The sequence below is a fragment of the Flavobacterium panacagri genome (assembly GCF_030378165.1).
Taxonomy (GTDB): Bacteria; Bacteroidota; Bacteroidia; order Flavobacteriales; family Flavobacteriaceae; genus Flavobacterium; species Flavobacterium panacagri.
Window position 1 is genome coordinate 1,397,761 of the sequence record NZ_CP119766.1, and the last position, 25,878, is coordinate 1,423,638.

25 protein-coding genes are annotated in these 25,878 nt (G+C 33.7%); 8 read left to right on the forward strand and 17 right to left on the reverse strand.

All coding sequences use genetic code 11. The features are described 5' to 3' along the window. Nucleotides 1–6 precede the first annotated feature (6 nt). The gene (locus P2W65_RS06365; RefSeq protein ID WP_289664337.1) at nucleotides 7–1,107 is read left to right on the forward strand and encodes an endonuclease/exonuclease/phosphatase family protein; all 1,101 of its coding nucleotides are present in this window, start codon (nucleotides 7–9) and stop codon (nucleotides 1,105–1,107) included. A 118-nt stretch (nucleotides 1,108–1,225) separates the two neighbouring features. Beyond that, nucleotides 1,226–1,765 (forward strand): 3-hydroxyanthranilate 3,4-dioxygenase, encoded by a 540-nt coding sequence (locus tag P2W65_RS06370; RefSeq protein ID WP_179000678.1) that lies wholly within the window; start codon nucleotides 1,226–1,228, stop codon nucleotides 1,763–1,765. Between the two features lie 118 nt (nucleotides 1,766–1,883). Here the strand turns inward: P2W65_RS06370 and P2W65_RS06375 are convergent, their stop codons facing one another. Continuing rightward, nucleotides 1,884–2,840, reverse strand: coding sequence for an MBL fold metallo-hydrolase (locus P2W65_RS06375; RefSeq protein ID WP_289664338.1), 957 nt, complete (start codon nucleotides 2,838–2,840; stop codon nucleotides 1,884–1,886). Between the two features lie 113 nt (nucleotides 2,841–2,953). Here P2W65_RS06375 and P2W65_RS06380 point away from each other — a divergent pair, with 113 nt between their 5' ends. The 6 genes from P2W65_RS06380 to P2W65_RS06405 all read left to right on the forward strand — a co-directional run bounded on the left by P2W65_RS06380 (nucleotide 2,954) and on the right by P2W65_RS06405 (nucleotide 8,201). Continuing rightward, nucleotides 2,954–3,586 carry a hypothetical protein gene (locus tag P2W65_RS06380; RefSeq protein WP_289664340.1) on the forward strand — a complete coding sequence of 211 codons (633 nt, stop codon included), beginning with the start codon at nucleotides 2,954–2,956 and terminating at the stop codon, nucleotides 3,584–3,586. A gap of 64 nt (nucleotides 3,587–3,650) precedes the next feature. Then, nucleotides 3,651–5,204: an L-piperidine-6-carboxylate dehydrogenase gene (gene amaB, locus P2W65_RS06385; protein ID WP_289664341.1), complete on the forward strand. Its 1,554-nt coding sequence runs from the start codon at nucleotides 3,651–3,653 to the stop codon at nucleotides 5,202–5,204. A gap of 150 nt (nucleotides 5,205–5,354) precedes the next feature. Beyond that, on the forward strand, nucleotides 5,355–6,167 hold the full coding sequence (locus P2W65_RS06390) for a leucine-rich repeat domain-containing protein (RefSeq protein ID WP_289664343.1): 813 nt from the start codon (nucleotides 5,355–5,357) through the stop codon (nucleotides 6,165–6,167). Between the two features lie 34 nt (nucleotides 6,168–6,201). Next, a complete protein-coding gene (locus P2W65_RS06395; protein ID WP_289664344.1) occupies nucleotides 6,202–7,245 on the forward strand; it encodes a hypothetical protein in 1,044 nt (347 codons plus the stop codon). A 97-nt stretch (nucleotides 7,246–7,342) separates the two neighbouring features. Continuing rightward, nucleotides 7,343–7,816 (forward strand): LemA family protein, encoded by a 474-nt coding sequence (locus P2W65_RS06400; protein ID WP_289664345.1) that lies wholly within the window; start codon nucleotides 7,343–7,345, stop codon nucleotides 7,814–7,816. Continuing rightward, nucleotides 7,800–8,201: a hypothetical protein gene (locus P2W65_RS06405; RefSeq protein ID WP_289664347.1), complete on the forward strand. Its 402-nt coding sequence runs from the start codon at nucleotides 7,800–7,802 to the stop codon at nucleotides 8,199–8,201. Before P2W65_RS06400 ends, P2W65_RS06405 begins: the two co-directional genes overlap by 17 nt. Before the next feature lie 66 nt (nucleotides 8,202–8,267). On the opposite strand, the gene P2W65_RS06410 is transcribed toward P2W65_RS06405, so the two are convergent. The 16 genes from P2W65_RS06410 to P2W65_RS06485 form a co-directional block, all read right to left on the reverse strand. Further along, a complete protein-coding gene (locus P2W65_RS06410) occupies nucleotides 8,268–11,012 on the reverse strand; it encodes a pectate lyase family protein (protein WP_289664348.1) in 2,745 nt (914 codons plus the stop codon). Nucleotides 11,013–11,470: 458 nt separating this feature from the next. After that, complete coding sequence (locus P2W65_RS06415; RefSeq protein WP_289664349.1) at nucleotides 11,471–12,241, reverse strand: Bax inhibitor-1/YccA family protein; 771 nt, start codon at nucleotides 12,239–12,241, stop codon at nucleotides 11,471–11,473. A gap of 159 nt (nucleotides 12,242–12,400) precedes the next feature. Next, the gene (locus tag P2W65_RS06420) at nucleotides 12,401–13,792 is read right to left on the reverse strand and encodes an NADH-quinone oxidoreductase subunit N (RefSeq protein ID WP_289664352.1); all 1,392 of its coding nucleotides are present in this window, start codon (nucleotides 13,790–13,792) and stop codon (nucleotides 12,401–12,403) included. 65 nt (nucleotides 13,793–13,857) lie between these two features. Then, the gene (locus tag P2W65_RS06425) at nucleotides 13,858–15,297 is read right to left on the reverse strand and encodes a complex I subunit 4 family protein (protein WP_289664354.1); all 1,440 of its coding nucleotides are present in this window, start codon (nucleotides 15,295–15,297) and stop codon (nucleotides 13,858–13,860) included. Between the two features lie 10 nt (nucleotides 15,298–15,307). After that, on the reverse strand, nucleotides 15,308–17,197 hold the full coding sequence (gene nuoL / locus P2W65_RS06430; RefSeq protein WP_289664355.1) for an NADH-quinone oxidoreductase subunit L: 1,890 nt from the start codon (nucleotides 17,195–17,197) through the stop codon (nucleotides 15,308–15,310). 6 nt (nucleotides 17,198–17,203) lie between these two features. After that, nucleotides 17,204–17,524, reverse strand: a complete 321-nt coding sequence (nuoK, locus tag P2W65_RS06435) for an NADH-quinone oxidoreductase subunit NuoK (RefSeq protein WP_008466103.1) — start codon at nucleotides 17,522–17,524, stop codon at nucleotides 17,204–17,206. Further along, nucleotides 17,524–18,063, reverse strand: a complete 540-nt coding sequence (locus P2W65_RS06440; RefSeq protein WP_091490517.1) for an NADH-quinone oxidoreductase subunit J family protein — start codon at nucleotides 18,061–18,063, stop codon at nucleotides 17,524–17,526. Before P2W65_RS06440 ends, nuoK begins: the two co-directional genes overlap by 1 nt. Then, nucleotides 18,064–18,609: a NuoI/complex I 23 kDa subunit family protein gene (locus P2W65_RS06445; protein ID WP_289664357.1), complete on the reverse strand. Its 546-nt coding sequence runs from the start codon at nucleotides 18,607–18,609 to the stop codon at nucleotides 18,064–18,066. It lies immediately after the preceding gene. Between the two features lie 85 nt (nucleotides 18,610–18,694). Then, a complete protein-coding gene (nuoH, locus tag P2W65_RS06450) occupies nucleotides 18,695–19,747 on the reverse strand; it encodes an NADH-quinone oxidoreductase subunit NuoH (RefSeq protein ID WP_289664359.1) in 1,053 nt (350 codons plus the stop codon). 6 nt (nucleotides 19,748–19,753) lie between these two features. After that, nucleotides 19,754–20,782, reverse strand: a complete 1,029-nt coding sequence (locus P2W65_RS06455) for an NADH-quinone oxidoreductase subunit G (protein WP_289664360.1) — start codon at nucleotides 20,780–20,782, stop codon at nucleotides 19,754–19,756. Nucleotides 20,783–20,875: 93 nt separating this feature from the next. Beyond that, on the reverse strand, nucleotides 20,876–22,246 hold the full coding sequence (gene nuoF / locus P2W65_RS06460) for an NADH-quinone oxidoreductase subunit NuoF (protein ID WP_109191391.1): 1,371 nt from the start codon (nucleotides 22,244–22,246) through the stop codon (nucleotides 20,876–20,878). A gap of 1 nt (nucleotide 22,247) precedes the next feature. Continuing rightward, entirely contained in the window at nucleotides 22,248–22,778 is a 531-nt protein-coding gene (locus P2W65_RS06465) for a complex I 24 kDa subunit family protein (protein ID WP_012023324.1), read from the reverse strand. A 190-nt stretch (nucleotides 22,779–22,968) separates the two neighbouring features. Then, nucleotides 22,969–24,207 carry an NADH-quinone oxidoreductase subunit D gene (locus P2W65_RS06470; RefSeq protein WP_091490525.1) on the reverse strand — a complete coding sequence of 413 codons (1,239 nt, stop codon included), beginning with the start codon at nucleotides 24,205–24,207 and terminating at the stop codon, nucleotides 22,969–22,971. Between the two features lie 21 nt (nucleotides 24,208–24,228). After that, nucleotides 24,229–24,750: an NADH-quinone oxidoreductase subunit C gene (locus P2W65_RS06475; protein ID WP_109191392.1), complete on the reverse strand. Its 522-nt coding sequence runs from the start codon at nucleotides 24,748–24,750 to the stop codon at nucleotides 24,229–24,231. Between the two features lies 1 nt (nucleotide 24,751). Further along, the gene (locus P2W65_RS06480; RefSeq protein ID WP_289664363.1) at nucleotides 24,752–25,300 is read right to left on the reverse strand and encodes an NADH-quinone oxidoreductase subunit B; all 549 of its coding nucleotides are present in this window, start codon (nucleotides 25,298–25,300) and stop codon (nucleotides 24,752–24,754) included. Nucleotides 25,301–25,457: 157 nt separating this feature from the next. Next, entirely contained in the window at nucleotides 25,458–25,823 is a 366-nt protein-coding gene (locus tag P2W65_RS06485) for an NADH-quinone oxidoreductase subunit A (RefSeq protein WP_289664365.1), read from the reverse strand. Nucleotides 25,824–25,878: the final 55 nt, after the last annotated feature.

A 25,878-nucleotide genomic window follows, 5' to 3' on the forward strand; every position in this document is an offset into this window, starting at 1 on the left:
AGAACTATGCGCCTTACAACTTTAATTTTCGGTTTTTTTATTTTCTTTAGTAATTGTTCAAATTCGCAACCTAAAAAATACAAAATACACACAGTAGCTTTTTATAATTTTGAAAATTTATATGACACTGTAGATGATGATTTTACAAATGATGATGAATGGACTCCAAATGGCACACAACATTGGACAAAACAAAAATATGAGCAAAAGTTGAAAAACTTAGCAAGAGTAATTTCTGAAATTGGAACATCAGAAAATTCAAATGCCCCAGTTTTGTTAGGTTGTGCTGAAGTAGAAAATAGAGATGTTTTAGAGGACTTAATCAAAGAACCAAAATTACAGCAATTCGATTTCGGAATCATTCATTTTGATTCACCTGATAAACGTGGCATCGATGTAGCATTACTTTATCAGAAAAAATATTTTCGCCCGACTTCTTTTTCTAATATTCCATTAATCATTTACAAAAAGAATAGTCTCAAAAAAGAAGAACAATCTGAAATTGAAGATGATGAACTTGAAATTAAAAAAGAAAATAACAATCGTGTTTTTACAAGAGATCAGCTCTTGGTTTCGGGATTTTTAGAAAATGAAGAAATACATATAATAGTTAATCACTGGCCGTCAAGATCTGGAGGAGAAAAAGCCACAACTTTGTTTAGAGAAGCCGCAGGAAAGTTGAACCGAAAAATTATCGATTCTTTACAGCAGATAAACCCACAAGCAAAAGTGATGACAATGGGAGATTTTAACGACGGACCGATTAATGCTAGTATAAAAACGGCTTTAGGAGCAAAAGGAAAGAAATCAGAAGTCTTAGAATTTGGTGTTTTTAATCCGTTTGAAGAATTAGTAAATAAAGGTTTGGGAACAATCGCTTTTAGGGATTCCTGGAATATTTTCGATCAAATTATGATGACAGCATCTTTAACTAAATCAGATTTTGCAACTTTTAGTTTTTGGAAGGCAGGGATTTTCACCAGACCTTATCTTATCCAGAATTCGGGACAGTATAAAGGTTATCCATTGCGAAATACATTAACAGAAGCAGGTTTTAGTGATCATTTTCCGGTTTATATATATTTGATAAAAGAAATTGGACAGTAGAGACGCACCGCAGTGCGTCTAACTTTTTTATCAAAATGGAATTAGAAACCGAAAGACGCACTGCAGTGCGTCTCTACAAATTCACTACCTTAGCTTTTCACAATTTAGAATTAAAAAAATGGCTATAGCAAAACCTTTCAACTTAACTAAATGGATTGACGAAAACCGTCATTTATTAAAACCGCCGGTTGGAAATAAAAATCTTTACGTAGATTCTGGGGATTATATTGTAATGATTGTGGCGGGACCAAATGCAAGAAAAGATTATCATTATAACGAAACCGAAGAACTTTTTTACCAATTAGAAGGCAGTATAAAAGTAGTAATTCAGGAAGATGGGGAGCGAAAGGAAATGGAATTAAATGCTGGCGATATGTACCTGCATCCGGCAAAAGTGCCACATTCTCCCGTTCGTTCTGCAGGTTCTATCGGATTGGTAATAGAACGTAAACGTGCTGGACAAGGTTTTACCGATGGCTTGCTTTGGCATTGTGACAATTGCAATCATAAGCTTTATGAAGTGTATTTTGAACTGCATAATATCGAGAAAGATTTCTTACCTCACTTCGAACATTTTTACAATTCAGAAGAATTAAGAACATGCGATAAATGTGGAACTGTGATGGAGACTGATCCTAGATTTGTGGCTAAGAAATAAATTGAATTTAATTTTGATATCAAACCCGACAGGTTTTTAAAACCTGTTGGGTTTATAATAAAGAAGAATTAATTTTAAAAATTCTTTTAATTCCGTGAAATCTTTTGCTAAATAAAAACTACAACTCAAACTTTTTCCCTTGTCCAGGATAAATAATCTTCAACCCTAAATCATTCTGATTTTTAATTTGCTCCTTTAGTTTTGTAATGCTTTTTGTTGGTGGTTTTAAATGCGTAACAATAATTTTGAAGCCTTTCAAAGAACCTTTTCCAGCCAAATCTTCTAAAATATGAAGCTCAGTCATTAAATGAGTTGGAGTCAAATGCCCGAATAAAAATTTATCAGGCTGTTCATTTGGAAACGAAACCTCAATAAAAATTCCCTTTAATTGTTTGGTCTGAACCAAAGGCGCAACTGTCGTCCATAAAGCTTTTAGTTTATCGCTTTTCTCAACAGAATCAGGACCAGTATCGCCCAAATATAAAACATAAGAATCTTCACTTTTAACTAGAAATGCAGTACTTTCAAATGGATTGACATGGCTTAACGGAAAAGCCTTAACCGTCATTTTAGTATTTGAAATTGGAGTTTCTTCACCAATATTTAGAGTTTGAAAGTGATATTTTTTCAAAGGAAAACCAGGGCCTTTATCTCCAAAATTTGCCCAAGTCTGATCGTTGAAATAATGATTTTCCATCATTTCCATGCATTTTTCTGTCGCATAAACTGTTTTAGAAGAATCAGCAGGAGAATTGATGATTAACCCCGAAACATGATCCAGATGTGCATGCGAAATTAAATATCCTTTAATATATTTCTTTAAAACTTCGTTTGTCGAAACTTTAAATACTTTGTTTTCAATTGCTTTTTCGATTCCAGCGTTTATCGTTCCAGCATCGAGACAGATATAATCATTTGTGTTAATTGGTGCAAGCAAATAAGCGGAAAGGTTTTTTTCGTCAATTCCTCCTTTTATTCCTAAAGGAACTACCTGAAAAGAAGATTTTTCTTTTTGAGAAAATATGTTTGTTGATATTAAAAGGAAACAAACTAAAAGCCGACTGAAAAGTGTCATAATCTAAAGAATTAGTGTTGCAAATTTCATGAATAAAAGAGAAATACAGGCCTTATTTTTGAAAAATTCATGTTAATTAATACTAAATTTACGTTTCACTAAAAATGCTAATGATGATTAGAAAAGTACTTTTTGGATTGTTTTTTATTTTAATAAGTTCTGAAGTTTATTGTTGCGATTGTTCCAATAAACCCTCAATAGAGGAAAATTGGAAAAAGGCTAATCAAGTTTTTATTGGGAAAGTAATTAAGGTTGACAGTTTGTTATATTCTGAATATGGACAAAAGATGTATTCTTATACGATTCGAATATCCAAAACATATAAAGATGAGATTTTTAGAGAAAACTACTTTCGGACAATTTTAGGGGTTAGTATGGGGTCTTGTGATTATTATTTTGAACCAGGAAAAGAGTATTTGATTTATGCAAAAAGAGATTATAACGCTTTAGGTTGCTCTATATGTTCAAGAACCGATTTTTTACAAAATGTTAAAAAAGGGGAATTAGAAGTATTAGAAGACTTATATAAAAAATCTCAAAAAAATAAAAACGAGATAAGAATAATTAAGCTTCAAAATAACATTGAGTATCAAATAGATTTAGTCAAAAATTCGTTTGAAGAAAAATTAAAAAGAAACGAAATGCTCATTTATATTTTGTCAGGTATAAGTTTTATTCTCTTTTTGGCTGTTCTTATATTATTTTTCAAAAAGAAAAAAAGCATTCAAAAAGCATTAATTGATTAAAAGTTAATTTCTAAAACAATATCTTTACATCAATAATATAACAATTTTAACTAAAAAAGTTACAATGACAACAATAGCATCACAATTTGGAATGAAGGAAGCTCTGGAAAAATTGGGCATTAAAACCATAAATGAAGGAACATCAACGGGAACAAATAATTTTTCATCAGGAGAAATTTTAGAAAGTTATTCGCCGGTTGACGGAAAATTAATTGCTTCAGTAAAAATGTCAACATCTGAAGATTATGAAAAAGTAATTCAGACTGCAGCAGAAGCTTTTAAAACTTTTCGATTAATTCCTGCACCACAACGTGGTGAAATTGTACGTCAGTTTGGAGAAAAATTGAGACAAAATAAAGAAGCACTTGGTAAATTGGTTTCTTACGAAATGGGAAAATCATTGCAGGAAGGTTTTGGAGAAGTTCAGGAAATGATTGATATCTGTGATTTTGCTGTTGGTTTATCACGTCAGCTTCACGGATTAACGATGCATTCTGAAAGACCGGGACATAGAATGTATGAACAATATCATCCGTTGGGAATTGTTGGAATCATTTCAGCATTTAATTTTCCGGTTGCAGTTTGGTCTTGGAACACAGCATTGGCGTGGATTTCTGGTGATGTCTGTGTTTGGAAGCCTTCAGAAAAAACACCTTTATGCGGTATTGCTTGTCAAAATGTAATTGCTCAGGTTATTAAGGAAAATAATCTGCCAGAAGGAATTTCGTGCTTAATAAATGGAGATTACAAAATAGGAGAATTAATGACAGCTGATACTCGTATTCCACTTGTTTCTGCAACGGGTTCGACTAGAATGGGAAAAATTGTAGCTCAGAAAGTGGCGGGCAGATTAGGGAAATCATTATTAGAATTAGGAGGAAATAATGCCATTATTGTTACGCCAGATGCAGACATAAAAATGACGGTAATTGGAGCTGTTTTTGGAGCGGTTGGAACCGCTGGACAGCGTTGTACGTCAACAAGAAGATTGATTATTCACGAAAGTATTTATGATAAAGTGAAAGATGCTTTAGTTGCTGCATACAAACAATTGAGAATCGGAAATCCGCTTGATGAAAACAATCATGTTGGACCGCTGATTGATGTTCACGCTGTAGAAATGTATGCTTCTGCCTTAAATAAAGTAGTGGCCGAAGGCGGAAAAATTTTGGTTGAAGGTGGAGTACTTTCAGGAGAAGGTTACGAAAGTGGCTGTTATGTAAAACCTGCAATTGCCGAAGCTGATAATTCATTTGAAATTGTACAGCACGAAACATTTGCCCCCGTTTTATATCTACTTAAATATTCTGGAGAAGTGGATAATGCAATTGAAATTCAGAATGGTGTGGCACAGGGATTATCATCGGCAATTATGACTAATAATTTACGTGAAGCAGAAAGATTTTTATCTGTTGTTGGATCAGATTGTGGAATTGCAAATGTAAATATCGGAACTTCGGGAGCTGAAATTGGTGGTGCTTTTGGTGGAGAAAAAGAAACCGGCGGAGGACGTGAATCAGGTTCTGATGCCTGGAAAATTTACATGAGACGCCAAACGAATACCATTAATTACACTACAAATCTTCCGTTAGCACAAGGAATTAAATTTGACTTGTAGTACAAGAGGTCAGAAAATAAATAAAAACCGCTTTTTTCATTATTTGAAGAGAGCGGTTTTTTTAATGGGAAAATTTGTAGTATTTTTATTTTTATTTGCCGTTATTTTCCAGCATCATTTATTGATGTGTAATTTATAAGAAACTAATTAATGACTTTGATTTTTTTAGCTGGACTTACTCCTTTTGGTTACGCATTTATTGGAGTCATTCTGTTATCTTTTTTAATCGCCTATTTATGGCTGAAATCATCCAATAAGAAACAAAAAGGAGGCTGTTTGTCTCTTGGTTTAGCGGCACTTTTAATTGGGTTTGCTTTAATGTTTCCTGTTTCTTTCTCATTTGCTATTATTGAAAATGGAAATAAAATTGGAATAATTGGAGTAGCGGTTTTTTGGGTTTTAATTTTAGGTTTGGTCACATATTTTTTTATTGCAAAGAAAACGACCGCAGTAAAAAATGTCATTTTTTCTATAATAAAATATTGTTTTTTTATAATAGCTCTCGGTTTATTTCTTACCCTTGTTTTTGGAATGATCTATTATATTTACGTTCGCCTTTTTACATTAGAAAAAAAGGATGATCCAATTTGGCCTGCATTTTTATGTATCTTTTTTATAGCGTCTTTGATCTTAGCGGGTTATGGACTTTGGATAAGAAGTAAAGATGAGAAGAAAAAGGAAAAATCGACTTTTTATAATTTAGAAGAAGCAAAATTAAAATCAGAACTCGTAATCGAATTGGATTTGTCTAAACAAGAATTGAAAATATTCCCAGAAGAGATTTTACAGTTTAAAAATTTAAAGTTTTTGGTTTTAAGTCATAATGAAATCAGAGATATTCCTAACGAAATTAACAAATTACAGAAGCTTGTAGGTTTAGATTTGAGTAACAATCCTATTTCAGATTTAGAAAGAAGCAGGATTAGAAAATTACTGTCTACAGAAGTCGAAATTGTATTTTAAGCCTTAAAAAGTATAACTATTTGCCCTTTTTATTATGAATGATTTTTTTGAATTTTTAACTCAAAATAGTGTAGATGCTGCAGAAGTGATTTTTCTAATGCTTTTTAGTTTGGGAATCGCATTATTTCAAACTTTAATCTTCGCAGGGCTTTTTAATTTGAAATTCCCAAATTGGTTGTTTTTTGTTTTATCTCCTGCTATTGTTGGAATTAGTTTTTTAATAGACCCTTCTTTTCCTTTGGCTGCTGTGCTGCTATTATTTACTTCTGTTTTTGTTTTTGCAATTATAGGTATGATTTATTCGGGAATTCAAAGTAGTAAAGAGGATAAAATAGAGCGAGAAAAGTTTAATAAAAAACATAACATTCCGAAAACAACTTTAGGGCAAAAATTTCTGGGAGTTTTGATTATAGCGGGTATTTTTGGAACTTTTATTTTATTGGCAGAAACCGAAAATTTAAAACTTCTTTTTTTAATTATTCCGGGTTTTATTATTCTAAAGAATATCTTTTTTCCCAGCAATAAAAGCAAATTCATGCGTCTGCAATCGATTCTTCCTACTTCAAAAATGGATTCAATTGCAATGGGAATGGTGGAGGTTGAAGGTGATCTTGAAGAGATTGAAACCATTATTTCTCCTTATTTTAATAAACCCTGCATTGGATATTATTATAAAATAGAAAAAGAAAGCAAACCTGATGATGATGGCAGAACGACCTATTCGACTATTTTTAGTGAAGTTAAAACAGGCAAATTTAAAATTAAAGATGAGACAGGTTCTGTAGTTGTTGATGGAGAAGGAATGGAATATTTCTTCGATAGAGTTGACAATCAGCAAGGAGGTAAGACCAGATATTCTGAAACATATTTAAGACATAACGATTACATGTTTCTGATAGGTTATGCCGCTTCAGATAATGGAAAAACAATTATAAAAAAGGGAGATTCAGATAATGTATTTGGGATTGCAATTCCAAGAAGTATTTCATTTAGAAATAAATACAAACCTTTATTAGATTCCTTTTTAATTACTCTTTTTTTTATTTCGCTTATAATTATTTATATCATTCTAAACTAAAACAACTATGACTGTTCAAAATATTGCTTTAATCGCTGGAATAATTCTCCTTATAATATTTTTTAATTTTTTCATCAGAATTTATAACAAGCTGGTTATGCTTAAAAATAATTATGAAAAAGCATTTAGAAACATTGATGTGATTCTAATGCAAAGAGCAGAAGAAGTTCCAGAGCTGGTTAAAGTAGCGTCAAAATTTATGGAACATGAAACGGAATTATTAACGAATCTAACTAAATTAAGAACCGATTTTCTGAATTCAAAATCAGTTGGAGAGAAAATTGAAAATGCAAATGAGTTTTCAAAAACCATGAAAAACCTATTTGCTGTTTCTGAAAATTATCCAACATTAGCATCCAACAGTAATTTTTTGGAATTACAACGAAGAGTCTCGCAAATGGAAGATAAAATTGCAGACAGAAGAGAGTTTTTTAATGACAGTATCAATCTTTATAATGTAGGAATAGAGGAGTTTCCTAACTTTATTTTAGCCAAAATGTTGGGGTATAAATCTCAGAGTTTATTTGATGTAACACCAGAACAAAAGAAGTACGATGGAATTCAATTTTAATACCTTTTTTGGATACGAACAACAGATAAACAATCAGCCTGATATCGTTATGATTTATAGTTTTGCAGGTATAGTTTTTGGAATAATGGCATTGCTTTTTTTAGCAATTATTATTAGAAAAATTGGACTTAATAGTATAAATAGTTTTATCATAAATCCGTTAATGCTGGCATTAGGGCTTACATTTATAGTATCGATTTTGCCAACAGTCATTTTTTACGTAGCTACATCAGATATTTCTTTTGTAAAGATTGTTTACAGCTGGATTGTAATTTTTATTGGGATGCTGTTTTTTGTTGGGATTAATCTAGAAACGATTAAAAAATGTTTGAACGAATTTGGAAAAATAACGGAACAGCAAGAGTTCCGGAATCGAAAAAGATAGAAATAAAATGCAAAAAGGCTTCCAGATCAGGAAGCCTTTTTTTACGATTGTAAAATGTTCAAATGTTTATTTTTTAATTACAGTTTGATTAATTGCGCCTTCGGTTGTTGAAATTTTAGCAAAATAACTTCCTGATGCCAGATGACTAACATCGATATTTTCGGCTCCTTTTTGAACAGTTTTCACTAGGATTCCGTTCACATTATAAATTAATATACTCTCCACTTTCTGCTCTGGATCTGATACGTATAGAGTGTTTGAAACCGGATTTGGATATAAATATATTTTTGTGTCGGCAGCTAACTCTGGCTGTGCCATTTTTAATGTTCCGGTATTGTAAACCGTGCTCATGTAAAATAAGTTTGAAGTATCTTTTTTGGTTATAGTATGATTTCCCGCTGTTAATGATACTGTTACGATTCCGTTTGTTGCTACTTTATCTACATTATCCACTTTAATAGTTGCGGCAGCTTCTACAAAAACTAAAGTTAAAGTGCTCGCTTGAGCAGTTGTAAACGAAATGTTGGTAGAAGATTCGATTTTTAAACATTGCGTTAGTGTTAAACCATTATAGGTAACAGTTCCTTTTGTTGTAGAAAGGTTACCTGTTATAGTATAGAAGTTACTGTCTTTATTGGATGTTGTGAAATTATGTATTTCATCTCCCGAAGGATTACTAGTTGTAACTGTTATAGTCCCGGAAGCTGTTGTTGCGGTTCCTGTTCCTGTAGTAGTTACTGTGTAAGATACATTCGCGGTTGGTGTTCCTGTAATCGTAATGGTTTTGGCAGAGCTGTTTTTTACAAAGCTGATACCTGAAGCAGGTAATCCAGTTACTGAAGCATCTGTTGCAGTTCCTCCCCAAGTAAGTACAATGGGGCTTATCGCAGTTCCGCTGGCAACGGTCTGGCTGTTATTGTTTGTAGATGTTAAAGTCTGAGTTCCTGCAGCGCTAACTGTAATAGTTCCTGATCCCGTTGCCGGATTCCCTGCTGAACCTGTTGTCGCGATTGAATAAGTTACTGTAGCCGTTGGATTTCCAGTAATCGTAATTGTTTTCGCTGTAGCGTTTTTTACGAATGATAATCCTGAAGCCGGTAAACCTGTTACAATAGCATCAGTAGCATCACCTCCCCAGGTAAAGACAATAGTTTCAATAGCTGTTCCGCTAGTTACGGTTTGATTAGTGTTTGAAGGTGAAGTCAAAGTTTGATTTCCAGTTGTTCCGCCTTGTACAGCAACTAAACCAGTCTGATAAGAGTTTAATGCATCTCTTAAACCAATATTTACACCGTCGGAAGTATCATCGACGGCATTGTTGAATGTCCATTGAAAATCACCTCCTGAAACACGTCCTGCATATTGCATAATTGTAGTTTTGGCATTTTCTGGAGTTTCAGGTGTATAAGCATACATGACACTTGAATTGGTGTCGAAATTATTATAAGTTTTAGCTCCTTTTTTTGATTTAATACTGCTGCTGATGGTTTCATTTCTAGTCGCTGCAACATACGCATCAAATTCTACGGGATATGTTGTAGCATTGTATCCAACAAAACGAGTTTGTCCACTCATAGTGTTGTTGAAAGCTTTAATTGTACCGCCGTCTTCGCTAGAAAAAGTTCCTCCAGTACCGTAAAAAATATCTGTTCCTTGCATCGAAGTAAGCATTGGATATTTACAGTTTCTAAAAAAGTTGGCTTCTACAAATACGGAAGAACCTAATGTAGACCCTACGCCGTATTTAGAGTTTCCATCATAATAATTATTATAAACGTGAGCTGAATAATAACGGATTCTTGGATGACGAGAATCAGAATGATCATACCAGTTGTGGTGATAAGTTATGTATAAACCTTCTGTAGTTCCTTCGCTTAAGCCTAATAAATTGCTTTTTCCATTATCCCAAAAGTGATTGTATGAAAAGGTTACATAAGTCGATTTTTTGCAATCTAAAGCTCCGTCACCTTTTATTTGATCTGCGTCTCCACCAGGTTTTCCATAAAAGAAATCACAATTATGTACCCAGACATAATCGTTGTCTTGCTGTAAACCAATGTTATCGCCTTCACCGCTATCCACATTCATAATCCCAATATTTCGAATTTCTATGTTTGAAGCATTTTTGACTCTAATCCCCCAGCCATCTGCTGTAGCATCGTTTCCAATTCCTTCCAGAGTGATGTAGCTTGCCGCATTGTTATTATTTTCAATTACCAAATCACCATTCATCATATAAGTTAAGTCGGTGATTTGACCAATCATACGAATAATTAAAGGTCTTGTGTCTTTTCCTTTTTTATATCCGTCCAGAATCGTTTGAAGTCCAACACACGGATTAGCTGATGCTCCTGTTACATTTAGAGAAATTGTGTTTTTGGTTTGCTGTGTGATGTAAAGGATTACTGCATTGCTTTTTGGAGTTCCGTCTGCATTATAAGCTCCAGGAACTCTGGAGTTTGAAAATGCAAATCCGGATCTGTCATGAGCTTTAACGGTTAATGAAGTGGTTGTGGTTCCAGTTCCTTCAACACCAGAAATAACAGGTTTGATTTTTACTGTGTAAGATCCGGCTTTTAGGCCTGGAATGTCGGCTCTAAAATAAGTTCCATAGCTTCTGATCAGTTCATTATCAATCTTTTGATCTACGATTCCTCCCCCAGTGTAATAAATATTGTAGGTTTGAGCGTTGTTTACGGGCTGCCATTTTACGAATACGGATTCAAGCCAGCCGCTTGCTTCTGTGATTTGTTGTGACCATGTTTGAAGGGTAATTAAAAACAAGGTCAGAAAAAGTAGATTTTTTTTCATAATTGCGTGGTTTAAATTTGTTAATAATTAGTAAGTGGTTTTACTATCGATTATTAGTGGTTAATTGTAATCGATTACACTAAATTATATATTAATTTTTAATTATGCATTTTTTTGTATGTTAAAAAGAGAATAAGTTAAAGTTTTTTGCTTTTGAATAATAAAAATGTAATTAATTGCATGAATTGTAATTAATTACATGTTGATGTAATTTAAAGAGGCTCAGATTTTATAAGTCTTTTGAGAAGTTCTTTTCTAAAGATGTAAAATTTTATTAAAAGTGTATTTTTTTGGATGCAATAAATTACATTTTACAAATTTGTAGGAAATTACCTTTTTTTTGTTTTGATTGCTTGTGAGAATATCTAAAAAAAATGCTTGAAAGGGAATGATAGAAAAATAAAAAAGCCTTTTTGATTTGACTCAAAAAGGCTTCAAATAGTATTAAAAAGAACTTACTAGTCCTTGCTCGATAATTTTGATAAAAGTCTTAAAAATTCAATATACAACCAAACCAATGTAATCATTAATCCCATTGCACCGTACCATTCCATAAACTTTGGCATTCTTTCTTTTGCTCCTTTTTCAATTAAATCAAAATCTAGAAACAAATTAAGAGCGGCGATGATAATTACAAAAACACTAATTCCGATACTCATCATCGAATTTCCGTAATGAACAGGTGTCCAACTTGAGAACATTGATATAACCCAAGAAATTAAATAATAAGTTGCAATAGCCAATGTTGCTGCCACAACTACAGATTTGAACTGCTCTGTAACTTTGACGATTTTGAATTTGTATAAACCAAGGCAGACTAAGAAAGTAACCAAAGTTGCTCCAACGGCATTAATTACAATACCTGGAAATTTTAATTCGAATATGGCAGAAATACCTCCAATAAACAAACCTTCAAATAATGCATATCCAGGAGCTAGGTAAGGAGAAGCTTGTGGTCTAAAAGAAGAAATCAATACAAGAATAAAACCAACAATTGCTCCGCCTATAGTTGGAAGCATCGGATTCATTCCATTAAATGCCATCCACCAAGTAACCATAGAGGCACCGCATAAGATTAGAAACAGGATTGCTGTTTTATTAATTGTTCCAGACACTGTCATTTCTTGATTGTAATCAATAATCTGAGCTTGGTGTACTTCAGTTCTTGGTTCAGCATCAGACGAAAAACGTTTGCTGTTTAAAAATGGATTTTTTGAATTAAAGTTCATAATTTATACATTTAATTGAACTCAAATATATGGAGATTTTTTGAAGTGCAATTGAATGAACGGAATTTTTAACATGAATTTCTCTTCTTTATTTGTCATAAAAAAAATCCATCAAAATTAAGTCTGATGGATTTCTTTATATGATTGTATGTCTTTATCTTATTGCAATAAATCTAAAACTAATGATGGGAATAAACCTAAAATAATGTTTAATGCAATTGATACTACTGCTGCAGCATAAATAAGGAATGGTCTTCCTGTTCTTTCTTGATTAGGTTCTTTAGAATACATCGCAATGATTAATTTGAAATAGTAACCCACACTGATAATAGAGTTGATTACTGCTACAATTACTAAACCAATATATCCTGCTTGAATAGTTTGATTGAATAAAAACAATTTAGCAAAGAATCCAGAGAAAATTGGAATTCCAGCCATAGACAATAAAGAAGCTGTCAAGATAGCTGCCAATAACGGATTTGTTTTTCCTAATCCGTGGAAGTTTGTAATGTCTTCATTGTCTTGATCTCTGCATACGTATAAAATAACACTGAAAGCAGCGATTCCTGACAAAGCATAAGCGGCAGTATAATATAATAAAACACCAGCTGAAGCAGAAACAGTTAATAATGTCATTAACATGAAACCTGCATGAGAGATTCCAGAGAAAGCAAGCATACGTTTTACGTTTACTTGTCTTAATGCCATAATATTACCAACACACATTGAAGCGATAGAAATAATCACAACAATAACTTCGAAAGTATTTAGAAGATCTTGATTTTCTAAAGAAGAAATTACGTTCATTCCAGCAATCAACTTGAATAAAGTGGCAATAGCGACTACTTTTGCCAACGTACTCATTAAAGCAGTGGTTAACGCAGGAGAACCTTCATAAACGTCTGGAGCCCAGAAGTGGAAAGGAACTGCGGCAACTTTAAACAACATTCCAACAATCATTAAAATCAATCCAATTGGAAACCAGATTGGTAATTCTGCAGATAAAGCACTTTCGTGAATTTCGCTGATATCAAAACTTCCCATTGCTCCGTAAATCAAACAGATTCCGAATAAGATAATACCAGAAGCGAAAGACCCCATTAAGAAATATTTCATACCTGCTTCGTTACTTTTAATATTTAAACGGTCACTTGCCGCTAGAACATATAAAGCGATAGATAAGATTTCGATTCCTAAAAAGAACATCGCTAAGTTTCCGAAAGAAACCATGGCAACAGCTCCCGCCAATAAGAATACTTTAATGGCAACGTAATCTGAAATTTTTGTTGGATGATTTTGGTAAAAATTATGACTTAACGCTACAAGGAAAATGGTCAAAACGATAAACAATGATGAAAAAGCCGTAGAAAACTTTGACACCGCAACCATATTGTTGTAATAACTTTGTTCCGTTCCAAATTCATAGAAATTAAGTGCCAATACACCTATTAAACCCAAAATGGTAATAGGAATGATGGCCTTTCTTAAATTAAGAATTTCAAACAATAGGCAGAAAATACCCAATCCTGTTATAGCTATTAATGTATTCATTTTTATCTTTTTGAGTTAGGATTGCAATTTGAAGAGTAATCCTAATTTATTTTTTGTTTAAAATATTAGTTCTTATTGATAACTTGTAAAATAGTTTCCAAGCTTGGTGTAATCAAATCTGTAATTGGTTTTGGATAGAATCCAAAGAACAATAAAACAGCTATAATGGCAACAAATGAGATTCCTTCGTTAAGAGAAACATCTGCAAAAGTTTTAGAGTTTGTTTCTCCTAACATTACATGCTGGAACATTCTCAACATATAGTAAGCTCCTAGAATAATAGTAGTTCCACCAAGAATTGCAAACCAAATATTTATTTGAGATAAACTGTATAATACTGTAAATTCTCCAACAAAGTTAAATGTGCTTGGCAATGCAACAGAAGCCAAAACTAAGATTAAAAACATTGAAGTAAATTTTGGAGACTGTGTACGAATACCGCCCATTGCTTCAATTTCTCTAGTTTCAAATCTTCTGAAAATTACTTCAGCAGCAAAGAATAGTCCCACTACCACAAAACCGTGAGCAATCATTTGCATAACAGCACCTCTTAAACCATCAAGAGTTAAAGTGTAAGAACCTGCAGCAATTAATCCAACGTGAGCAAGTGAAGAATAAGCTAATAATTTTTTAAGATCTTTTTGTCTCAATGCAACAATTGATCCGTAGATAACTCCTGCAATTCCTAAAGCGATAAAGATATTCATATATTCTTTAGCAGCTAAAGGCGCAATTGGCAACTGCCAGCGAAGTACACTGTATAATCCCATTTTCAGCATGATACCAGATAAAAGCATTGTTCCAACTGTTGGCGCTTTTTGATACACATTTGCCTGCCAAGTATGGAAAGGAATAATTGGAATTTTAATAGCATAAGCTAAGAAAAAAGCTAAGAAAATCCATAATTGTTCGCAAGCAGATAAATCTAATTTGTATAAATCTTCGATTAAGAAAGAACCAGCTTTTGTATATAAATAAATAAAAGCAGTTAACATGAATAACGAACCGGCAAGTGTGTAAATAAAGAATTTAACTACTGCTTTTCTGCGTTCTTCAGCATCGCCGTTACCCCAGATTAAAGCAATAAAGTAAATTGGGATAAGTGCTAACTCCCAGAAAATATAATATAAAAGACCATCAGCAGCTAAGAAAGTTCCTGTCATAGCAAAGGCCATGAACAAGATTAGACCGTAAAAAGCTTTAGCATTTTTATATTCATTTCCAAAAGAAGAAAATATGATAATCGGAGTTAAGGCTGCGGTTAATAAAACCATTGCAAGCCCAAGTCCGTCAGCATTTAAAGCGAAAGAAATTTTTGGCTGAGTAATCCAGCTGTTGATTACGCTGATATTTTCGCCAGCCGAATAATTATTCAATAATACAATTGAACATCCTAAAGCAGCTAAACTAAAAAGTAGAGCAACTTTTGAAGCTAGTTTGTCACCAGAAAAATAAGTGGCAAATGCACCAATTAAAAGTATAATTAATATAGTAGAAACGTTCATAGTAATAATATTATTGAGCTAAAAATATATAGGAAACAATTGCACAAAGTCCTAAAACAAAAACAAATAGATATAATCCTATACTTCCGGTTTGTAATTTTTTTCCTTGAAAAGCAATTTCGTTTGCTATTTTACCTAATCCAAATACAAGAGCAGATAATCCTGTTTCGATATAATCTCTAAAGAATTTAGATAAGCTGTTAACTGGTGCTACAAATACAGCATCGTAAACTTCATCAACATAATATTTGTTGTATAACACTTTGCTTAAACCAGTAATGTTTTCATCAGCTTCAGGAACATTATCTTGTTTAAAGTATTTTACGTAAGCAATTAAAATACCTAATAATCCGCCTAAAACAGCAACTCCCATTAAAGTGTATTCAGTTGTACCTAAATGATGCTCGCCTTCTGTTGCTTTTGTGAAAAGAGGAGCAAGGTATTCATTTAACCAGCTGTTTCCAGGTAAACTGATTAATCCTCCAAAAGTTGCTAAAATAGCTAAGATGATAAGCGGAATAGTAATTAATGAACCACTTTCATGTAAATGATGTTTTTGTTCTTCAGTTCCTCTAAATTCTTTGAAGAAAGTCAAGAACATTAAACGGAACATATAGAAAGCTGTCATGATTGAAGCAATAGATCCAACAACATATAATGGAATACTGTGGTGGAAAGCTGTCAATAAAATTTCATCTTTAGAAAAGAATCCTGAGAAAAATGGAACTCCAGAAATTGCTAATGAAGAAATCAACATTGTCCAGAATGTAATTGGCATTGCTTTACGTAAACCACCCATGTTACGCATATCTTGTTCTCCGTGTAATCCGTGAATTACAGATCCAGAACCTAAGAATAAACAAGCTTTAAAGAAAGCGTGAGTGATTACGTGGAAAACCGCTACTTCATAAGCTCCAAATCCTAATGCTAAGAACATTAAACCTAATTGTGAAACTGTAGAGTAAGCCAATACTTTTTTGATATCGTTTTGAACTAAACCAATTGTAGCAGCTACTAATGAAGTGATTGCTCCAATGATTGCAATTAAGCTTTGTACATCTGTAGCAAGATCAAAAAGGAAGTTTAATCTCGTTACCATAAAAATACCAGCAGTAACCATCGTAGCTGCGTGGATTAATGCAGAAACTGGAGTTGGCCCAGCCATCGCATCAGGTAACCAAGTGTATAACGGAATTTGAGCAGATTTACCACAAGCTCCAATGAATAAACAGAATGCAGCAATTGATACATTCCAAGCAATATTTGGATCGTAATGAACCGTTAAAAGAGTTTGTTTTAATTCAATGTAATCTAATGTTTTAAAAGTAAAACCTAAAATAAACATACCAATTAACAAACCTAAATCTCCAATTCTGTTCATGATGAAAGCTTTTTTTGCAGCATCATTGTAATCCTGGTTTTTATGCCAGAAACCAATTAATAGGTAAGAACAAAGTCCAACACCTTCCCATCCAATGAAAAGAACTAATAAGTTGCTTCCAATTACAAGTGTAATCATAAAGAAAACGAACAAATTCAGGTAAGAGAAGAATTTGTGCATGTTTTCGTCATCATGCATGTAACTGATAGAGTATAAGTGAATCAAAGATCCAATTCCTGTTACAAAAAGTAACCAAAGAACTGACAATTGATCTAATAAAAATCCAAGATTGATTTTTAAGTTGCTAATTTGAATCCAATCAAATAAAGTAACCTCAATTCCTTTTCCTGTTGAAGTTATTTGATTAAAAAGTAAAAGAGAAACTACAAAAGAAATCGCTACGGCAATAGTTCCGATTGCACCAGAAACTGTTTTTCCTAAGCTTTTTCCAAAAAAGACATTTACTAGAAATCCTAGTAAAGGAGTTAAAACTAAAATTAAAGCTAAATTGGTATCCATTTCTGATTATCCTTTTAAATTTTTTAAATTATCGATACTGATTGATCCGATATTTCTAAAGATAGAAACTAAAATGGCCAATCCTACCGCAACTTCGGCTGCAGCAACCGCCATCGAGAAGAACACAAAAACTTGTCCTTGTGCATCTTGATGATAAGTTGAAAAAGCAACAAATAAAAGGTTCACCGCATTCAACATAATTTCGATAGACATGAAAACGATAATAGCATTTCGTCTGTACAATACACCAAAAATACCAATACAGAAAAGTACAACACTCAAAAAGATGTAGTTTTCAATACCTATTTGATTTAATATATTACCCATTATTTATTTAATTTTTCTTTTTTAGACAATAGAACTGTTCCAATCATGGCAACCAAAAGTAAAACCGAAGCAAATTCGAATGGAACCATATACTCATCTAATAAAATTTTACCTAAAACTTTAATAGACTGGAAATCTTCTCCTGTAGAATCGTATTCTCCAACAATTGGTTTAGAGTTAATGAAGATTGTGATTAAAACAATCAAGATTAAACAGAAAGAAACAATTGCTCCTAAACGTGTAATTCTAGGACGGTGAACTTCTCGCTGTTCGTTTAGGTTCATCAACATGATCGTAAATAAAAACAGAATCATAATAGCACCAGAGTAGACTATTATATGAACTACTGCCAAAAACTGAGAATTTAATAATAAATAATGACCAGCAATTGAGAAGAAACAAATTACTAAGTAAATAGCCGAGTGAATTGGGTTTCTGCTGAAAATAGTCAGGAAAGCAGTAATAACGGTAATAAACGCTAAAAAGCAAAAGATAACTTGAACAGTTGTTGCGTGTGCAAAATCAGGAATATGTATCATTTAGTTAGCGTTTTTAAGTTGAGCATTTTTCATAGCCATTTCTAAAGGCATCACTAATTTATCTTTCCCGAAAATGAAATCTTCTCTGTTGTAGTTAGCAGGAACTAATACTTTAGAAGTAGTTAAGTAAATAGCATCTTTTGGACAAGCCTCTTCACATAAACCGCAGAAAATACAACGAAGCATATTGATCTCATAGATCTCAGCATATTTCTCTTCTCTGTATAAATGTTTTTCATCTGGTTTTCTTTCCGCCGCTTTCATTGTGATCGCTTCTGCTGGGCAAGATAAAGCACATAATCCGCACGCTGTACAGTTTTCACGACCTTGCTCATCGCGTTTCAACATATGCTGACCACGATAAACCGGGCTCATTTCACGAACCTGCTCAGGATAGTGAATGGTAACTTTTTTTCTAAAAAGGTGTTTTACGGTAATAAACAAACCTTTTACAATCGCCACAAGATACAATCGCTCAACAAAAGACATGTCCTTATTTGACACCACCTTTTTTCTACCCGATAATGATATAGTTTCTATTGACATTTTTACTAGTATAGTTTATGATTCAAAATTTGAGTAATCAAATTCAAATCTATTTTGTTTTTTATTTGTGAATAATTACGGGTTCTTAGAATCCTAAGAAAGCTGCAATATCGTGTCTTAATATTACAATACCGGTAATCATGATATTAACGATCGAAAGCGGAATTAAAATTCTCCAGCCTAAGTGCATTAATTGATCATATCTAAATCTTGGAATTGTCCAACGAACCCACATGTAAAAGAATATGAAGAAACATATCTTAGCAAATAGAACCGCGATTCCTAATAAGTTAGCTGTATTTACACCAACATTTTCTACCATCCACTGCATTCCAGGATAGTTGTATCCTCCAAAGAATAAAACAGAAATAATAGTAGAAGAGATAAACATACTAGCATATTCAGCAAATAAATAGAATCCCATTTTCATGGATGAATATTCTGTATGGTAACCTCCAATTAATTCGTTCTCACATTCTGCTAAATCAAAAGGTGTTCTATTCGTTTCAGCAAAAGAACAGATTAAGAAAATTAAAAAGGATAATGGCTGATAGAAAACATTCCAGTTCATTCCTGATTGCTGTAATGAGATTTCTCTCAAACTCATTGTTCCAGTCATCATCAATAAAGCAATCATCGATAATCCCATGGCAACTTCATAAGAAACCATTTGAGATGCCGCACGAATTGCTCCCATCAAAGAGAATTTATTGTTAGAAGCCCATCCACCAATCATGATTCCATAAACTCCAACAGAAAGAACTCCAAAAATGTATAATAAAGCGATATTGATATCTGTAGCTTGAAGAATAATGTCCCTTCCAAAAAGATGCAGGCGATCTCCCCACGGAATTACAGCACTAGTCATTAATGCTGTACTCATCGCAATTGCAGGTCCTACAACGAATAAAAATTTATTTGGAGTGTTTGGAAAAAACTCTTCTTTAGAGAACAGTTTCATACCATCTGCAAGTGGCTGTAATAAACCTCCCCATCCAGCACGGTTTGGTCCAACACGATCTTGCAAGAAAGCAGCAACTTTACGTTCTGCCCAAGTAGAATACATCGCCATAATCATTGTTACCGCAAAAACGACAACAATAACAACACTTTTTTCTATAATAAATGCACTTTCCATTTCTTACTATTTTTGATCTTTATCAGTTAATGGAATTGCAGCCATACTAATCTTTTTACGGTCGATATCTCTACCTAAAAGAATGTTCTTTTCAGTATCGATGGTAACTTTTTCTAATTTTTGAGTGTAATTATTTTGGTTGATTACAGAATCTTTTTCAAATTCTCTCGGCCCTTCAATAACCCAGTCTTTTACATCTTTATGATCAAAACGACAGCTGTTGCAGATGAATTCTTCCACTTCATGGTACTCGTCTTTACGACCAGTTACACGCTGAATTTCTCCACCAAACATCCAAACTGTAGTTTTACCACAGCATCCTGGAGTTGTACATTCTCTGTGTGCATTGTAAGGTTTGTTAAACCAAACTCTTGATTTAAAACGGAAAGTTTTATCTGTTAAAGCTCCAACCGGACAAACGTCAATCATGTTTCCAGAGAACTCATTGTCGATTGCTTTAGAAATTCCAGTTGAAATATTAGCGTGGTCACCACGATCTAATACTCCGTGAACTCTGTTGTCTGTCAATTGATCTGCAACTTGTACACATCTTTGACATAAGATGCAACGGTTCATATGCAGTTGAATATTTGGACCAATATTTTCTGGCTCAAATGTTCTTTTTTCTTCAATATAACGTGATTTTGGGTTTCCGTGCTCAAAACTTAAATTTTGAAGATCACATTCTCCCGCCTGATCGCAAATTGGACAGTCTAATGGGTGGTTGATTAATAAAAATTCTGTTACAGATTTACGCGCTTCGGTAACTCTGGCAGAAGATTTACTATTTACTTCCATTCCATCCATACATCCTGTTACACAAGATGCCATTAATTTTGGCATTGGTCTTGGATCAGCTTCACTACCTTTAGAAACTTCAACTAAACAACAACGGCATTTTCCACCGCTGCCTTTTAATTTTGAGTAATAGCACATGGCTGGTGGTACCAAATCTCCACCAATCATACGTGCAGCCTGCAGGATTGTTGTTCCTGGTTCTACGTCTATACTTTGACCGTCTATGGTTACTTTCATCTCTTTATGATTTGAATGTTGAAAGTCGGAATATTGAAAAGAATTGCTGTCCTTTTTAACATTATGAACTTTATAACTTTCTGCTTTTTATTTTTATACGATTACTTTACCGCCAACTAAATGTTTTACTTGTGAGAAAGGCTCAGCAACAAAGTGATCTCTATTTTTAATTTTTTCAGGGAAACGAACGTGATATTCGAATTCATCTCTAAAGTGACGAATTGCAGCTGCTACTGGCCAAGAAGCGGCGTCTCCTAGAGGACAGATGGTGTTTCCTTCAATTTTACTTTGAATGCTCCACAATAATTCGATATCTTCTTCACGGCCTTGACCGTTTTCAATTCTCCATAAGATTTTTTCCAACCATCCTGTTCCTTCACGGCAAGGTGTACATTGTCCGCAAGATTCGTGGTGGTAGAAACGAGCAAAGTTCCAAGTGTTTCTTACCACACAAGCAGTATCGTTGTAAACAATAAATCCTCCAGAACCTAACATCGATCCGGTAGCAAAACCACCATCACTTAAAGATTCGTAAGTCATTAAACGATCTTCACCGTTTGCTGTTTTGAAAATCAATTCAGCTGGTAAAATTGGCACAGAAGAACCTCCTGGTACAAATGCTTTTAATGGACGGCTTGAAGACATTCCTCCTAAATATTCATCAGAATTCATGAATTCATCAACACTCAAACCTAGTTCAATTTCGTAAACACCAGGGTTTTTAATGTGCCCTGAAGCAGAAATTAATTTCGTTCCAGTAGAACGTCCAATACCAATTTTAGCGTAATCATCTCCAGAGTTATTTACAATCCAAGGCACAGTCGCAATAGTTTCAACATTGTTTACTACAGTTGGATTTGCCCAAAGACCAGAGACCGCAGGGAAAGGTGGTTTAATACGAGGATTTCCTCTTTTACCTTCCAATGATTCGATTAATGCGGTTTCTTCTCCACAGATATATGCTCCAGCTCCACAGTGAACGTGCAGTTCAAGATCATAACCTGATCCTAATATATTTTTTCCTAACCAGCCCGCAGCTTTTGCTTCGGCGATTGCTCTTTCTAAGATTTTGAAAACCCACATATATTCTCCACGAATGTAGATATAAGATAGGTTAGCGCCCAAAGCGTAGCTTGAAGTAATCATTCCCTCGATCAATAAGTGAGGAATATATTCCATCAAAAATCTATCTTTGAATGTTCCTGGCTCCGATTCGTCGGCGTTACAAACTAAGTGTCTTGGTCTTCCTGATTTTTTGTCAATAAAGCTCCATTTCATTCCAGCAGGGAAACCTGCACCACCACGACCACGTAATCCTGATTTTTTTACTTCCTCAGTTACTTCGTCTGGAGTTAATGTTTTTAAAGCTTTTTCTACAGAAGCGTAACCACCGTTTTGGCGATATACTTCGTAGGTTTTAATCCCAGGAATATTGATTTTATCTAATAATATTTTTTGTGACATCTTATTTATCGTGTAATATTATTTTATCATCTCTACAATCAGCAATAATCTGATCGATTTTTTCTTCTGTCAGTTTTTCTTTGTAGAAATCTCCCAACTGCATCATTGGAGCGTATCCGCAGGCACCTAAACATTCTACACCGGCAATGGTAAACATTCCGTCTGGAGTTGTTTCGCCCATTTTGATACCAAGTTTTTCAGAAGTATAATCCATTAAATCTTCGGCACCTCTTAAACAGCAGCAAGAAGTCTGGCAGAACTCAAACATATACTTACCAATTGGCTTCTGGTTAAACATCGTATAGAAAGTAACCACTTCATAAACCTCAATTGGTTTTATCTGAAGAATCTCGGCAACTTTATCTTGCAGTTCAATACTAAGCCAGTTGTTGTGTGCATCCTGAACTTCGTGCAAAACAGGCAATAAAGCCGATTTTTGTTTGCCCTCAGGATAATGACTAATCAATTCATTGATACGAGCGATCAATGCCTCAGTCATATTTATTTCTTGTTTGTAATGTTTACGTTCCATTTTTATTTTAGATTTTAGATTTTAGATTTTAGATTTTTCAATCTTTGTCTTTAATCCGTATTCTGCAATCTTTATTAGTTTTTAGATCTTTTGATCTGAATTCTTCAATTCTATATTGAGCTTAGATTTCAATTTCAATTTTAAAATTTGCTATGCAATCTAAAATCTAAAATCTTCAATCTAAAATTTTTTACGCGTCTAATTCTCCTGCAATTACGTTCAAACTTGAAAGGATGATAATTGCATCAGAAAGCATGGCACCTTTAATCATTTCTGGGAATGCTTGATAATAAATAAAGCAAGGTCTTCTGAAATGTAATCTATATGGAGTTCTACTTCCGTCAGTTACTAAATAGAAACCGATTTCTCCATTTCCTCCTTCTACTGGGTGATAAATTTCTGCAACTGGCACAGGAACTTCTCCCATTACGATCTTAAAGTGATAAATTAAAGATTCCATAGAAGTGTAAACATCTTCTTTTGGAGGAAGGTAGTAATCTGGAACTTCAGCGTGATATTCGTTTCCTGGAGGCATTTTTTCTAACGCTTGACGAATAATGCTTAAACTTTCCCAAACTTCAGCATTACGAACACAGAAACGATCGTAAGTATCTCCTGATTTTCCAACAGGAACAATAAAATCGAAATCTTCGTAAGATGAATAAGGCTGTGCTACACGTACATCGTAATCCACTCCAGCAGCACGTAAGTTTGGCCCTGTAAATCCGTAAGCCATTGCTTTTTCAGCAGTAATGCCACCAACGTTTACAGTTCTGTCAAGGAAAATTCTATTTCTCTCGAATAAGTTTTGGAATTCCTGCCAAACTGGTGGAAATTCTTCTAGGAATTTATCTAGTTTTTTGAAAACTTCTGGAGACCAGTCTCTTTCAAAACCGCCAATTCTTCCCATATTGGTAGTCAAACGAGCTCCACAAATTTCTTCGTAGATTTCGTAGATTTTTTCTCTAAATTGAAAAACGTATAAGAAACCAGTATACGCACCAGTATCTACACCTAAAATCCCGTTACAGATAATGTGATCTGTAATACGAGCCAGCTCCATAACAATAACTCTTAAATATTGTGCTCTTTTTGGAACTTCAATACCCAATAGTTTTTCTACTGTCATCCACCATCCCATATTATTAATAGGAGAGGAACAATAGTTCATACGGTCTGTAAGAGGTGTAATTTGATAAAAAGGACGGTTTTCGGCAATTTTTTCGAAAGCTCTGTGGATGTAACCAATAGTTGGTTCAGCCTCAAGAATTTTTTCACCATCCATCAGCAGGATATTTTGGAAAATACCGTGTGTAGCAGGGTGGGTAGGACCTAAATTCAGTACAGAAAGCTCGCTTCCGTCTTCGTTTAGTCTCTCCTTAATTATTTTAGCATAACGATGCTCTGGTGGTAATAATAGTTCTGACATTTTATAATGTTGAATTATTTTTTAGCAATTTGTTGTTGTTCTTCCAAAGAATCTGTCGTCTTTGTCGGTTCTTCCGCTGTCTTCCATTGGGAATTCTTTTCGCATTGGGTGAGACACCATTTCATCCATATTTAAAATACGTTTCAATTGTGGATGACCAATAAAGTTGATCCCATAGAAATCAAACGTTTCTCTTTCCATCCAGTTTGAACTCAAGAAAATATTTGAAACCGATTTTATTTCTGGTTTTTCACCGTTTAAGAAAACTTTGATTTTTAATCTTTTGTTTTCGTACCAGTTGTGTAAATGGTAAACAACGGCAAACTGACGCTCACTTTCATTATCTGGGTAATGGATACCGCACAAGTCAGTTAGGAAATGGAATTTTAATTCTGGATCGTTTTTTAGAAATAGAATTAACGGTGTAATTTTGTCAGCAGAAGCTTCTAAAGAAAAAATATCTCTTTCTTGCTGAAAGTTGAAAACATCGTTATTGAATGTTTCAGTAAGTTTATCTTGGATCAGGGTATTTTCTAAAGCCATCTTATGAGATATTATATGAAGCTAATAATTCTTGGTATTCTGGAGAGCTTCTTCTTCTTACAGACTCGCTTTTTACCAGATCTTGAAGTCTCATTACTCCATCAACAATTTGTTCTGGTCTTGGAGGGCATCCAGGAACGTAAACATCAACTGGAATTACTTTGTCAATTCCTTGAAGAACAGAATAAGTATCAAAAACGCCTCCTGAAGAAGCACATGCGCCAACAGCAATTACCCATCGAGGCTCAGCCATTTGCTCATATACTTGTCTTAAAATTGGAGCCATTTTTTTTGAAATAGTTCCCATTACTAATAACATATCTGCCTGACGAGGAGAGAAACTCACACGTTCAGAACCAAAACGTGCTAAATCGTAGTGAGATGCCATTGTAGCCATAAATTCGATACCACAGCATGAAGTCGCGAAAGGAAGCGGCCATAATGAATTGGCTCTTGCCAAACCAACAACGTCACTAAGTTTTGTTGCGAAGAAGCCTTCACCGTTAAGTCCTTCTGGCGGTGCAACCATATTTACTTTTGAATCGCTCATTTTATTTTAGATTTCTGATTTTAGATTTTAGATTTTTTGAAATCGTAAAAGGTAAAATCAATTTTTTAAATCAAATTTTGTTGAGGATTAAATCTTAAATTTTAATTCTAAATCACTTAAATCTAAAATCAGAAATCTAAAATCTAAAATCCCTGAATTATTCCCACTCTAAAGCTTTCTTTTTGATGATGTAGAAAAAACCAACTAAAAGTAAAGACATGAAAACAATCATTTTTAACATTCCCTCAATTCCTAAGTCTTTAAAGTTTACTGCCCAAGGATAAAGAAAAATAACCTCTACGTCAAACAATACAAATAAAATGGCAACTAGGAAATATTTTACAGAGAATGGAATACGGGCATTACCAACAGATTCGATACCACATTCGAAGTTTTTATCTTTAACTTCAGAAATTCTTCTTGGTCCTAATTTTCCAGAAATAATGATTGTTCCTACTACAAAACCAACAGCTAGAATAAACTGCATTAGAATAGGAATGTAACTGTATTGATCAGATTGCATAAGCTTCGTTTTTTACTTAAAAAATGAGTTACAAAGATAACTTTCAACTCTGTAA